A 12,887-nucleotide genomic window follows, 5' to 3' on the forward strand; every position below is an offset into this window, starting at 1 on the left:
GTATTGTTTGAAAACCCGACTATAACGCGGGGACAAGCGCACTGTGAACGCAGACGGGTCATTCAGTCACTGAATGCCCGGCCACCTCGCGACCCGCCGTTCCACCCGCGTCTTCAGCCGTCGTCGTCGCGCGTCGCCGGGGAACGCTCGAAACGGGCGTTGAACGCCTCGACGAACGCGTTGCGGAGAATCCCGAGGAACGCCTGGAACGCGCTGACGTCCCGCTGGTGGACATTACCGCTCAGGCTCACACGGGTTGCGAACTGGTCTTTGCGCTGGTTCTTCAGCACCGTCTCGCCACCGCCGACCAGCGCCTCCCACACCGAGCGGAACAGGTTCTTGTCGCCATCCTCCACGTCCTGCCGCCAATTGAACACGTCCACGTCGCGCAGCAGCGGCTTGATGTAGCCGTCCAACTGGCCGCGCTTAGCCTGGGCCTCCAGCACCAGGTCGCCGGTGCCGGCATTGAAGTCGAACTTGCCATAGGCGCTGGCGAAGTCGTTGAGCCGCTTCAGCTCGACGCGGGTGACCCGCAGGCGCAGGTCGAAGTCCTCGAAGTCGCTCAGCGGGTCGAAATGCGCCGCCACTTCCAGCGGCGCCTGGCCGAGTATCCGCGCCGTGCCTTCGAGACGCGCCGGCCGCTCGCCCCGGGCGTCGGCCACATTGGTCAGGTTATAGATGCTGGCGTTGAGCGCCGAGGCGTGCAGGTTCACCGGCGGCTTCGAAGTGAAGTTGCGGAAACGCAGGGTGCCGTCCACCACCCGCACCTCGTTGAGGGTGATCGGCAGCAGCTTGTCCAGTTGCTCGCGCCAGTCGGTGCCGGCACCGGTCTGCGAGGCGTCGCGGTCGCCGCCGGCGTCGACGAAGTTGAGCTGCGGACGCTCGAAGACCACCCGCGCCACTACCGCGTGGTCATCCCAGAGCGCCTGCCAGCTCACCGACAGGTCGATGCTCGGCGCGTCGAGGAACGGCACCGGCACCTTGCCGTTGTCCTTGACGATGCTCAGCCCGTCGATCCGATACGCGCCGCGCCAGAGCGCCAGGTCGACGTCGGCGATGTGCCCACGGTAGTCGCCCATGTCGGCCAGCTTGCCGTTCAGGTAGTCGCGCACCAGGTACGGCAGCGCCAGGTGCAGCGCCAGCAACAACAGAAGCAGCGCCGCCAGGCTGCCCAGGGGAATGGCATAGCGTTTCTTCATCGGTACGGCCCTCCTGGACAGTGGACACGCGCGGCGCGCCGCTGGTTCGAACGCGTCTGGACGCGCGGGCGGGGGCGGAATAGGCTGATTGATCTTTCTCCATGCGACAAGGACACCATCATGAGCCGCATCTTCGCAGACAACGCGCAGTCCATCGGCAACACGCCGCTGGTCCAGATCAACCGCATCGCCCCGCGCGGCGTCACCATCCTGGCCAAGATCGAAGGGCGCAACCCCGGCTATTCGGTGAAGTGCCGGATCGGCGCGAACATGATCTGGGATGCCGAAGCCAGCGGCAGACTGAAGTCCGGCATGACCCTGGTCGAGCCGACCTCCGGCAACACCGGCATCGGCCTCGCCTTCGTCGCCGCCGCGCGCGGCTACAAACTGATCCTGACCATGCCGGCGTCGATGAGCCTGGAACGACGCAAGGTGCTCAAGGCGCTGGGCGCGGAGCTGGTCCTGACCGAACCGGCGAAGGGCATGAAGGGTGCGATCCAGAAGGCCGAAGAACTGGTCGCCGGCGATCCCGGGAAGTACTTCATGCCGCAGCAGTTCGACAACCCGGCCAACCCGGCGATCCATGAGAAGACCACCGGCCCGGAGATCTGGAACGATACCGAGGGCGCGGTGGACGTACTGGTCTCCGGGGTCGGCACCGGCGGCACCCTCACCGGCGTCTCGCGCTACATCAAGAACACCCGGGGCAAGCCGATCCTCGCCGTGGCGGTGGAGCCGGTGACCTCGCCGGTGATCAGCCAGACCCTCGCCGGCGAGGAGGTCAAGCCCGCCCCGCACAAGATCCAGGGCATCGGCGCCGGCTTCGTGCCGAAGAACCTCGACCTGTCGCTGGTCGACCGGGTCGAGAAGATCGGCGACGACGAAGCGAAGAACATGGCGCTGCGCCTGATGCAGGAAGAAGGCATCCTCTGCGGCATCTCCTCCGGCGCGGCGATGGCCGCCGCGGTGCGCCTGGCCGAGGAGCCGAACATGCAGGGCAAGACCATCGTGGTGATCCTCCCCGATTCCGGCGAGCGCTATCTTTCGAGCATGCTCTTCGACGGCCTGTTCAGCGAACAGGAACTGACCCAGTAACCACCGACCCGCGGCGCCGCAGCGAACCGGCGCCGCCTTGCGCCAGGCGTATCGAATCATGCTGGAAACCTCGCTCTTCGTAGCCACCCTCGCCACCCTGGGCATGCTCTCGCCCGGCCCGGACTTCTTCCTGATCATCCGCAACGCGGCGCGCTACCAGCGCTCGGCGGCGATGATGACCTCGCTGGGGGTGATCCTCGGCGTGGCCACCCACATGGCCTACTGCGTCGCCGGCCTGGCGGTGCTGATCACCACCACGCCGTGGCTGTTCAACGCGCTGAAGTACACCGGCGCGGTCTACCTGATCTGGATCGGCATCCAGGCCCTGCGCTCGCGCGGCGGCGGCACGCTCGACCTGGCGGTCGGCGGCGTGCAGCGCGTCGGCCACTGGAGCGCCTTCCTCCAGGGCTACCTGTGCAACCTGCTCAACCCCAAGGCCACGCTGTTCTTCCTCGCCGTGTTCACCCAGGTGCTGAGCCTGGATTCCAGCTTCGCCGAGAAGCTCTGGTACGCCGGCATCATCGTCGGCCTCGCCGCGCTCTGGTGGCCGCTGCTGGTGGTGCTGATCCAGAGCGCGGTGGTGCGCCGCGGCCTGGCCAGGGCCCAGGGGGTGGTGGACAAGCTGCTCGGCGGCCTGCTGATCGCCCTCGGGGTCAAGGTCGCCCTGAGTTGAGGCAGGCGGGCGGAGCGACGCCCCGCTGCGGTGCCGATGCCTGTCTGCGGGCCCGCAGGTAAAAGCCGCCCCTTTCCTCGCTTCCGGCAACGCGGGATAAAACCCGGGTGCCGGCCAGCGTTGCCGGCGCCCCCTGAGCGCCGGCGGCGAACCAGTCCGTCGCCGACGCTGTCGTCAGCCGACAGGACACCTACAACAATGAAGACCCGCATCGCTTCCCTCACCCTCCTCGCCCTCGCTTGCGGCAGCGGCGCAACCCTCGCCGCGGACAACCTGAAGATCTACAACTGGTCCGAATACATCGCTCCCGAAACCGTGGCGAACTTCGCCAAGGAAACTGGCATCCAGGCCACCTACGACGTCTACGACAGCAACGAGACCCTCGACGGCAAGCTGATGACCGGCCAATCCGGCTACGACGTGGTATTCCCGTCGAACCACTTCATGGCCAAGCAGATCCAGGCCGGCGCCCTGAAGAAGCTGGACAAGTCCCAGTTGCCCAACTGGAAGAACCTCAACCCGGTGCTGCTCAAGGCCCTGGAGGTCAACGATCCGGGCAACCAGTACGGCTTCCCCTACCTCTGGGGCACCACCGGCATCGGCTACAACCCGGCGAAGATCAAGGCGGTGCTCGGCGACGACGCGCCGCTGGACTCCTGGGATATCTTCTTCAAGCCCGAATACATGCAGAAGCTGAGCAAGTGCGGGGTGGCGGTGCTGGACAACGGCCCCGAGCTGCTGCCCATCCCCCTCAACTACCTCGGCCTGCCACACCACAGCCAGAAGGCCGACGACTACAAGCAAGCCCAGGCGGCGCTGCTGAAGGTGCGCCCGTACATCCGCTACTTCCACTCCTCGAAGTACGTCAGCGACCTGGCCAACGGCGAGATCTGCATGGTGGTCGGTTTCTCCGGCGACATCCTGCAGGCCGCGACCCGCGCCAAGGAGGCCAACAACGGCGTGGAAGTGCGCTACTCGACGCCGAAGGAAGGCTCGCCGCTGTGGTTCGACATGGTCTCGATGCCGGTCGACGCGCCCGACGAGAAGGCCGGCTACGCCTTCATGAACTACCTGCTGCGTCCCGAGGTGATGGCGGCGATCAGCAACCATGTGCACTACGCCAACGGCAACCTGGCCGCCGACCCGCTGGTGGACGCCGAGATCAAGGCCGACCCGGCGATCTACCCGCCGCAGGAGAAGATGGCCAAGCTGTTCGCCCTGGAATCCATGCCGCAGAAGATCGACCGCGTGCGCACGCGCACCTGGAACACGGTGAAGACCGGCAAGTGAAGCCCGGCGCCGGCCCGGTTTGTCGCCGGGCTGGCGTTTTAGCGCAAGGCTCGCCCACAGGCTCGTCAAATCCCGGACGGCCCGCTATAGTCCCTCTCGTTGTCTCTATCGACCGGATAGCCTCCATGAACCAGCGCTCGCACAGCTCGCTCCCCGCCCTTCCGGTAGCCACCGGCGAGGTCGGCGCGCGCCAGCCGTGCGCCAGCCTGGGCTGCGTTTCCCCTCCTGTAGTCGCCTCGCCTCCGCCTCCCCCTCCCGGTTCGGCCGCCTGCCCGCCGCCGGGCGTCAGTCCCTGACGAGCGCGGTAGCGCCCCAACCCTCTTCCACAGCCCGCCGCAAGCAGCGCCATCCGCTGCCGAGGCGTGCCGTCCGCCGCCGGCCCGAGCCCGCGGCATGCCCGACTACAAGGTGGCAGATCCATGTTTGCACTGAACAAATCCGCGCTGGCCGGCCTGGCCAGCACCAGCCTCTTCGTCCTGCTCTGGAGCAGTGGCGCCATCGCCTCGAAATGGGGCCTGGCGCATTCCTCGCCGTTCGCCTTCCTGGTGTTCCGCTTCGGCATCGCCCTCGCCTGCCTGCTGCCGCTCGCCCCGCTGCTCAGGCTGCGCGCGCCGCGCAGCGCGCGTGAGCGCGGCAAGGCCCTGCTCACCGGCCTGGTGATGCTGGGGATCTATCCGATCTTCTATATCTTCTCGCTGAAGCTGCAGGTCACTCCCGGCATGATGGCGACCATCCTCGGCGTGCAACCGATCCTCACCGCCGTCATCCTCGAACGCCGGCAGTCGCCGGCGCGCCTGTTCGGCCTGCTGCTGGGCCTGGCCGGCCTGGTGCTGGTGGTCTACCAGGGCATCGGCCTGGCCGGGATGTCCACGGCCGGCATCCTCTGCGCACTGCTGGCGCTGGCCGGCGTCACCGGCGGCTCGATCATGCAGAAGGGCATCCGCGAGAACCCGCTGGGCACCCTGCCCCTGCAGTACCTCGCCGGCCTCGGCCTGTGCCTGGCGTTCGTGCCCTTCCAGCCGTTCGAGTTCGAATGGAACGCCGGCTTCCTGGTTCCCGCGCTGTGGATGGGCGTCGTGGTCTCGGTGGGCGCGACCCTGCTGCTCTACCGGCTGATCGCCCAGGGCAACCTGGTCAACGTCACCAGCCTGTTCTACCTGGTGCCGGCGGTGACCGCGATCATGGACTTCATGGTCTTCGGCAACCGCCTCGGCTGGCTCAGCCTGCTGGGCATGGGGCTGATCGTGGTGGGTCTGATGTTCGTCTTCCGCAAGGCCGGCTGAGCGAACCGAGCGGGTCGCGGCCCGCCCTTGGCAGAGCGCGCGCGGATTCAGTTCTGCGCGAGCTTGCCAGCCATCGCCGCGAACCCCGGCCCCGGCACCGCCGTCACATCGCGCGACCCCACCGGCTCGCCGCACTCCGGGCAGACCATGGTCGGCCGGAACTTGTGGCCACAGGCCTTGTGCACGTACTCCACCGGAGCGCCGCGGCCCTCGTCGAGCCAGCGGTCGCCCCAATTGGCCAGGGCCAGCAGCACCGGATGCAGGTCGTGGCCCATCTCGGTGAGGCGGTACTCGTAGCGCGGCGGTCGCTCTTGGTAAGGCACCTTCTTCAGCGCGCCCGCCTCCACCAGCCGGCTCAGGCGGTCGGCCAGTACCTGGCGGGTGACCCCGAGGCTGGCCTGGAACTCATCGAAGCGGCGCATGCCGAGAAAGCAGTTGCGCAGGATCAGCAGCGTCCAGCGATCGCCGAGGATCGCCAGGCTGCGCGCCATCGAACAGGGCGTTTCGCCGACTTCTTGCCATTTCATGGGGTTCTCCCGGAAAAACCTCCGTCCATTCTAGGGGGCCGCTTCGGAGCTTGACCAGTTCCAAATTGGAACTTAGTATCCGGCCGAAAAGGTCATGGACCCGGCGCGCTCCTGGCAGGATCGGACAAACCAGCACTACGGACGGGTCCCATATCAGCGCCCGCATAGTAAGTTCCGATTCGGAACTGTAGAAGCGTCGAGCATGAGAGGGAAAGGCCGATACGACGGGGTTCCGTGTGCCGCCCGCGCGTCGTCCTTGCAGCACAGCGTCAGGCAGTCCCGAAAGAACGAAGCCCGCACGGCTGGGGTGCGCCCCAGGTTGCGCCGGCAACGACAACAACGAGGAACACACCGTGACTACGCCGTCCCCGCAATGGAAGAAGACCGCCTGTATCCTCTGCAGCCTCAACTGCGGGCTGGAAGTGCAGACCGAGAATGGCCGCATCAGCAAGATCCGCGGCGATGACGACCACCCCGCCTCGCAGGGCTACGTCTGCGAGAAATCGCAGCGCATGGACTACTACCAGAACGGCGCCGACCGCCTGGACACGCCGATGCGCCGGCGCCCCGATGGCAGCTACGAAGCCATCGACTGGGACACGGCGATCCGCGAGGTGGCGGAGAAATTCCTCGCCATCAAGCGCAGGCATGGCGGCGAAAGCATCCTCTACTACGGCGGCGGCGCGCAGGGCAACCACCTCGGCGGCGCCTACGGCGACAGCACGCTGAAGGCCCTCGGGGTGAAGTACCGCTCCAACGCCCTGGCCCAGGAAAAGACCGGCGAGTTCTGGGTCCAGGGCAAGATGTTCGGTACCGGCGTGCACGGCGACTTCGAGCATTGCGAGGTGGCCATCCTGATCGGCAAGAATCCCTGGCAATCCCATGGTTTCGCCCGCGCCCGCGTGCTGCTCAACGCCATGGCCAAGGACCCCGCACGCTCGATCATCGTGATCGACCCGCGCCTGAGCGAAACCGCCGCCCTGGCCGACTTCCACCTGCAGATCCGTCCGGGCACCGACGCCTGGTGCCTGGCGGCGCTGGTCGGGATCATCGTCCAGGACGGGCTGCTGGCGCGCGACTGGCTGGCCGAGCACACCAGCGGCTACGAGCACATCGTCGACGAACTGAACGCCATCCCAGTGGCCTACTGCGCCGAGACCTGCGGGGTGGCGGAAGACAAGCTGCGCGCCGCCGCCCGGCGGATCGCCAGCGCCAGCAGCGTATCGGCGCTGGAAGACCTGGGCATGCAGATGAACCTGCACTCGACCCTCGGCAGCTACCTGCAACGCCTGGTCTGGTTGCTCACCGGCCATTACGGGCGCCCCGGCACCAGCAACGCCTTCGTGCCCTTCCTCTCGCTGTCCAAGGCCAGCAAGGGCGATACCTCGATGGGCAAGAAGGGCGCGCCACGCGTCGAGAAGCGCAGCCCGGTGGCCAATGCCAAGATCATCATCGGCCTGATTCCCTGCAACGTGATTCCAGAGGAAATCCTCACCGACCATCCCAAGCGCTATCGCGCCATGCTGGTGGAGACCGGCAACCCGCTGCATTCGCTGGCCGATAGCCAGCGCATGCGCGAAGCCATGCGCGCCCTGGAGCTGTCGGTGGTGATCGACGTGGCCATGACCGAGACCGCGCGCCACGCCGACTATGTGTTGCCGGCGGCGAGCCAGTTCGAAAAGGCCGAGGCGACCTTCTTCAACCTGGAATTCCCGCGCAACGCCTTCCACCTGCGCGCGCCGCTGTTCCCGGCGCGCCCCGGCACCCTGCCGGAAGCGGAGATCCACGCCCGCCTGCTGGAAGCCATGGGGGTGCTCGGCGAGAAAGACTACCGGCCGTTGCGCCTGGCCCTGAAGCTCGGGCGCAAGGCGTTCTCGGCGGCTTTCCTCGCCGCCGCGGCGACCCGCCCCAAGGTCATGAAATACGCGCCGGTCCTGCTCTACCGTACCCTCGGCCCGACCCTGCCCGCCGGCATGGAAGCGGCCGCGGCGATCTGGGGCATCTGCCAACTGCACGTGCTGAACAACCGCAAGACCGCTGCCCGCGCCGGCTTCGACGGGTTGCCGCCGCTGGCCGCCGACCGCCTGTTCCAGGCCATGCTCGACAACCCGTCCGGGGTGGTCTTCGCCGAAACCACCTACGCCGAAAGCTGGCAGGCCGTCGCCCGTCCCGAACAGCGGATCAACCTGCACATCCCCGAACTGTTGCCGGAACTGGCCAAGCTCGCCCACAGCGCGCCACCCCACGATCCGGCCTACCCGTTCATCCTCGCCGCCGGCGAGCGGCGCAGCGACACCAGCAATACCGCCGTGCGCGACACCGGCTGGCACCGCCGCGGGCGCTACGGCACCCTGCGCATCAGCCCGCAGGACGCCGAGGCGCTGGGCTGCGCCGACGGCGAGGTGCTGCGCGTGGTGACCCGCCGCGGCGACGTCGAGGCGGAAGTGGAGATCAGCGACATGATGCAGCCGGGCAATATTTCCCTGCCCAACGGCCAGGGCCTGGACTACCGCAACGCCGAGGGCGAGGTGGTGCGCCGGGGCGTGGCGCCCAACGAGGTGACCGACTGCACCCAGCGCGACTTCCTCGCCGGCACGCCCTGGCACAAGTACGTGCCGGCGCGCCTGGAACGGCTGGCGACGCCCGCCGCTACGAACGCCTGAGCCAGGGAGGACGATCATGACCTTCGTCGTGCTGGAAGAATGCATCCGCTGCAAACACACCGACTGCGTGGAAGTCTGTCCCGTGAACTGCTTCTACGAAGGCCCCAACTTCCTCGTCATCCACCCCGATGAATGCATCGACTGCGCGCTCTGCGAGCCGGAATGCCCGGTCGCCGCGATTCGCGCCGAGGACGAGGTGCCGCTCGGGCAACGGCAGTTCATCGCCCTCAATGGCGAACTCGCCGCGCATCCCAACTGGACGCAGATCACCCGCAAGAAGCCGGCGCCCGACGACCACGACGCCTGGTTCGGCCTGCCGGGCAAGCTGGCCGAACTCGACCGCAACGGCGCCTGAGGCGCTGACGGTGCTCAGGCTTCGGCGCGCGAACGCATGAGCCGCCGGTAACGGCGGGTCTGCAGGAGCGCGCCGGCCTGCTGCGCGAGCAACGCGCACAGCGGCGACACCCGTGGGTTGGTCGCCCTGCCCCGGCTCAGCTTGCGCAACTGGAACTTCACCGCGGCCATGTTCGCCAGCGAGGCCAGGGGTTTGTTCCTCCAGGTTATCGGCCGCAACTGCGGCGCCGAGTCCTTGCCGGCGCGCCAGTCGCGCGGCAGGTTCGGCTCGATCGCCAGCGCCGTGCCGATGCCGACCATGTCCACCCCGCTGGCCAGCACCTGCTCGGCCACCGGCCGCCGGCGGATGCCGCCCGTGACCATTACCGGCATCCGCGCCGCCGCGCGGATGTCGCGGGCGAACTCGACGAAGTAGGCCTCGCGGGCCAGGGTCCGCCCGTCGCGCGCTTCGCCCTGCATGGCCGGCGCCTCGTAGCTGCCGCCCGACAGCTCGACCAGGTCGATGCCCAGGCCATCGAGCATCCGTACCACCTCGCGGGCATCGTCGGCGCTGAAGCCGCCGCGCTGGAAATCGGCGGAATTCAGCTTCACCGCCACCGCGAAGCCAGGGGCAACCTCGGCGCGCACCGCCCGGACGATCTCCAGCAGCAGGCGCGCGCGATTCTCCAGGGAGCCGCCCCAGGCGTCGCTGCGGCGGTTGCTCAGCGGCGAGAGGAACTGGCTGAGCAGGTAACCGTGGGCGGCATGGATCTCCACCCCGCTGAAGCCGGCCCGCTCGGCCAGGCCGGCGCTGCGGGCGAACCGCTGGATCACCTCGGCGATCATCGCCTCGTCCATCGCCTTCGGCGTAGCGAAGTGCCTGGACATCCCGCCCAGTTCCAGCGGCACCGCCGAGGGCGCCCAGGCCTGCTGGCCGAGATTGGCCTGCATCTGCCGGCCGGGATGGTTGATCTGCAACCAGAACTGCGCGCCGGCGGAACGCCCGATGCGCGCCCAGCGGCGGAACTTCTCCAGTTGCGCGTCGTTTTCCAGGACCACCCCGCCGGGGCCGGTCATGGCACGGCTGTCGACCATCACGTTACCGCTGATCAGCAGCCCGGCGCCGCCGTCGGCCCAGGCCTGGTAGAGGCGCATCAGGCGTTCGGAGGGGGCCTGCGCGGCATCGGCCATGTTCTCCTCCATGGCGGCCTTGGCGAGGCGATTGGGAATGGTCGAGCCGTTGGGAAGCGTCAGCGTGTCGAACAGGTTCATGGGCCTACCTCATGAGGACAGTGGCCCGACGATAAGATTGAAGTCGACTTCAAGGTCAACGCTTTTTTTGCCGCGCCGCCCGGGCCCTGACCGGGTGCCGGGAGCGCGCCCCCAGCACCCGGCGCGCTCAGCCGCGGATGAAGGCCAGCAGGTCGGCGTTGATCACCTCGGCCTGGGTGGTCGGCATGCCGTGCGGGAACCCCGGATAGATCTTCAGCGTGCCGTTGCGCAACAGCTTCGCCGAGAGTACGCCGGAATTCTCGTAGGGCACGATCTGGTCGTCGTCGCCATGCATCACCAGCACCGGGATGTCGATGCGCTTCAGGTCATCGCTGAAGTCGGTCTGGGAAAAGGCCACGATCCCATCGTAGTGGGCCTTGGCGCCGCCCATCATGCCCTGCCGCCACCAGTTGCGGACGATCCCTTCCGAGGGCTGCGCCCCGGGACGGTTGTAGCCATAGAACGGGCCGGCGGGAATGTCCTGGTAGAACTGCGCGCGATTGGCCGCGAGCTGCGCCTGGAGATCGTCGAAGACGCTCTTCGGCAGGCCGCCCGGATTGCCCTCGGTCTTCACCATCAGCGGCGGTACCGCGCTGATGATCGCCGCCTTCGGCACCGGGTCGTCGGGATAGCGGGCGATGTAGTGGACGACCTCGCCGCCGCCGGTGGAATGGCCGACATGGATCGCCCCGCGCACCCCGAGGCGCTCGACCACCGCCGCCACGTCGTCGGCGTAGTGGTCCATGTCATGGCCGTCCCAGACCTGGCTGGAACGACCGTGGCCACGGCGGTCGTGGGCCACTACGCGAAAGCCCTCGGCGAGGAAGAACAGCATCTGCGCATCCCAGTCGTCGGAACTCAGTGGCCAGCCATGATGGAAGTAGATCACCTGGGCGTCGCGCGGCCCCCAGTCCTTGTAGAAGAGTTCGACGCCATCCTTCGTTGTCACGTAACCCATGTCGCTTCTCCCGATCGGTGTGGATGCAGGCAACGGCGCCACCCTGCGGCCGCCGTCCCCTGTGTAGAGTAGAAAGCCGCCTGCGTTGCGCCGCCTGGACGAGGAAAACGCGACCGGCGGTAGCGCCCATGCGGCCTGGCGAACCCGTCGATGGAGGCGAGTTCGTCGCCCGGCCGTGAAACCACCCTAGGCTTGAAGTAGGCTTGAAGGTCAACGCGTTTCGAGGTGCGACATGAAAATCGGCGAACTGGCCAAGCTCACCGGCCTGGCGACATCGCGCATCCGCTTCTACGAGGCCAGCGGCCTGATCCGCTCGCAGCGCAAGGCCAACGGCTACCGCGACTATGCGGCAGATACCGTGTGGATCCTGGAGTTGGTCACCGGCGCCCAGGGCGCCGGCTTCTCCCTGGAGGAGATCGCTCGCCTGCTGCCGAGCGGCGACGGCGCCTGGCAGCACGGCGAGCTGCTCGAAGGCTTGCGCCGCAAGGTGGCCGAGATCGAGGCCCTGCAACGACGCCTGGAACAGAACAAGGCACAATTGCTGGTGGCCATCGAAAGCATCGAGAACAAGCCGGACGGCCTGCAGTGCACGGAAAACACCCAGCGCGTGCTGGAGCGCCTGCGCGAGGAAGGCCCTCCACAGACGGTCGGGCGTCCACGGCAAACCCGCTCGCGGGGGGCCTCTTCCACGCCGGCGGAGCAGCGGCTTTCCGACGCTTGACCTTGAAGTCGACTTGAATCTTAGAGTGACGCCAACCCACCCGGACAGCCTGCCGAAACCGGCTGCCGAAGGGATCACTCACCGAGGAAGGTCAACGCAATGACCAAGCGCGTCCTGCACGTCGTCACCAACGTCGCCCACTATGCCGATCCGCCCCAGCCCACCGGGCTGTGGCTGTCGGAGTTGACCCATGCCTACGAGATCTTCGCCGCCCGGGGCTACCAGCAACGCCTGGTCAGCCCCCGCGGCGGCGAGTCGCCGCTGGAGCCGCGCGCCCTCGGCTGGCCCCACGCCGACGCCAGCGCCAAGGCCTGGCTGGCCGACGAGGCGCGCCTGGCGCTGCTGGCCGACACCGCCGCCCCCGAACAGGTCGACGCGGAGGCGTTCGACGCCATCTATTTCACCGGCGGCCACGGCGTGATGTGGGACTTCCCCGACGACGCCGGGCTGCAGCGCCTGACCCGCGAGATCTACCAGCGCGGCGGCATCGTCTCGTCGGTCTGCCACGGCTATTGCGGCCTGCTCAACACACGCCTGGACGATGGCCGCCTGCTGGTCGCCGGGCGCCGCCTGACCGGCTACTCCTGGATCGAGGAAGTGCTCGCCGGGGTCGCCCGCAAGGTGCCGTACAACGTCGAGGAAGAAATGAAACGACGCGGCGCGCTCTACGAAAGAAGCCTGCTGCCGTTCACCAGCAAGGTGGTGGTCGACGGCCGCCTGGTCACCGGGCAGAACCCGCAGTCGGCCAAGGCCACGGCCGAGCAGGTGGCCGCCCTGCTCGGCTGAACGCGGCGCGTCAGTCCTGCGCGCGCCTCATCTGGAAGTCGTGGCGCCGCTTGCCGATGAAGAACGACATCTGCATCGTGCCGTCGG

General features: G+C 67.7%; 12 protein-coding genes. 8 read left to right on the forward strand and 4 right to left on the reverse strand.

Going from position 1 to position 12,887, the window contains the following annotated elements; all coding sequences use genetic code 11:
- Window positions 1–113: 113 nt before the first annotated feature.
- Window positions 114–1,199, reverse strand: coding sequence for a DUF748 domain-containing protein (locus tag HMPREF2716_RS12115; protein ID WP_023091219.1), 1,086 nt, complete (start codon window positions 1,197–1,199; stop codon window positions 114–116).
- Between the two features lie 120 nt (window positions 1,200–1,319).
- On the opposite strand from HMPREF2716_RS12115, the gene cysK reads away from it, so the two are divergent.
- The 4 genes from cysK (at window position 1,320) to HMPREF2716_RS12135 (ending at window position 5,540) form a co-directional block, all read left to right on the forward strand.
- Window positions 1,320–2,294 carry a cysteine synthase A gene (gene cysK / locus HMPREF2716_RS12120; RefSeq protein WP_003090573.1) on the forward strand — a complete coding sequence of 325 codons (975 nt, stop codon included), beginning with the start codon at window positions 1,320–1,322 and terminating at the stop codon, window positions 2,292–2,294.
- 58 nt (window positions 2,295–2,352) lie between these two features.
- Window positions 2,353–2,967, forward strand: coding sequence for a LysE family translocator (locus HMPREF2716_RS12125; RefSeq protein ID WP_003090574.1), 615 nt, complete (start codon window positions 2,353–2,355; stop codon window positions 2,965–2,967).
- Between the two features lie 198 nt (window positions 2,968–3,165).
- Window positions 3,166–4,257 (forward strand): polyamine ABC transporter substrate-binding protein, encoded by a 1,092-nt coding sequence (locus HMPREF2716_RS12130; RefSeq protein ID WP_070621902.1) that lies wholly within the window; start codon window positions 3,166–3,168, stop codon window positions 4,255–4,257.
- Window positions 4,258–4,676: 419 nt separating this feature from the next.
- Window positions 4,677–5,540 carry a DMT family transporter gene (locus HMPREF2716_RS12135; RefSeq protein ID WP_003119465.1) on the forward strand — a complete coding sequence of 288 codons (864 nt, stop codon included), beginning with the start codon at window positions 4,677–4,679 and terminating at the stop codon, window positions 5,538–5,540.
- Between the two features lie 47 nt (window positions 5,541–5,587).
- Here HMPREF2716_RS12135 and HMPREF2716_RS12140 read toward each other — a convergent pair whose 3' ends face one another.
- Window positions 5,588–6,067 (reverse strand): winged helix-turn-helix transcriptional regulator, encoded by a 480-nt coding sequence (locus HMPREF2716_RS12140; protein WP_003090577.1) that lies wholly within the window; start codon window positions 6,065–6,067, stop codon window positions 5,588–5,590.
- A 353-nt stretch (window positions 6,068–6,420) separates the two neighbouring features.
- Between HMPREF2716_RS12140 and HMPREF2716_RS12145 the strand changes: the two genes are divergently transcribed.
- The gene (locus HMPREF2716_RS12145) at window positions 6,421–8,730 is read left to right on the forward strand and encodes a molybdopterin oxidoreductase family protein (protein ID WP_003090579.1); all 2,310 of its coding nucleotides are present in this window, start codon (window positions 6,421–6,423) and stop codon (window positions 8,728–8,730) included.
- Between the two features lie 16 nt (window positions 8,731–8,746).
- The gene (fdxA, locus tag HMPREF2716_RS12150; RefSeq protein WP_023517741.1) at window positions 8,747–9,085 is read left to right on the forward strand and encodes a ferredoxin FdxA; all 339 of its coding nucleotides are present in this window, start codon (window positions 8,747–8,749) and stop codon (window positions 9,083–9,085) included.
- A 14-nt stretch (window positions 9,086–9,099) separates the two neighbouring features.
- Here fdxA and HMPREF2716_RS12155 read toward each other — a convergent pair whose 3' ends face one another.
- Together HMPREF2716_RS12155 and HMPREF2716_RS12160 are read right to left on the reverse strand one after the other, a co-directional pair.
- Window positions 9,100–10,335: an NADH:flavin oxidoreductase/NADH oxidase family protein gene (locus tag HMPREF2716_RS12155; protein ID WP_017149125.1), complete on the reverse strand. Its 1,236-nt coding sequence runs from the start codon at window positions 10,333–10,335 to the stop codon at window positions 9,100–9,102.
- A 127-nt stretch (window positions 10,336–10,462) separates the two neighbouring features.
- On the reverse strand, window positions 10,463–11,293 hold the full coding sequence (locus HMPREF2716_RS12160; RefSeq protein ID WP_003116692.1) for an alpha/beta fold hydrolase: 831 nt from the start codon (window positions 11,291–11,293) through the stop codon (window positions 10,463–10,465).
- A gap of 232 nt (window positions 11,294–11,525) precedes the next feature.
- On the opposite strand from HMPREF2716_RS12160, the gene HMPREF2716_RS12165 reads away from it, so the two are divergent.
- The gene (locus tag HMPREF2716_RS12165; RefSeq protein WP_003110523.1) at window positions 11,526–12,014 is read left to right on the forward strand and encodes a MerR family transcriptional regulator; all 489 of its coding nucleotides are present in this window, start codon (window positions 11,526–11,528) and stop codon (window positions 12,012–12,014) included.
- Between the two features lie 99 nt (window positions 12,015–12,113).
- Complete coding sequence (locus HMPREF2716_RS12170; RefSeq protein WP_023517742.1) at window positions 12,114–12,800, forward strand: type 1 glutamine amidotransferase domain-containing protein; 687 nt, start codon at window positions 12,114–12,116, stop codon at window positions 12,798–12,800.
- The last annotated feature ends 87 nt before the right edge of the window (window positions 12,801–12,887 follow it).

This window comes from Pseudomonas sp. HMSC076A11, assembly GCF_001810205.1.
Lineage (GTDB): Bacteria > Pseudomonadota > Gammaproteobacteria > Pseudomonadales > Pseudomonadaceae > Pseudomonas > Pseudomonas aeruginosa.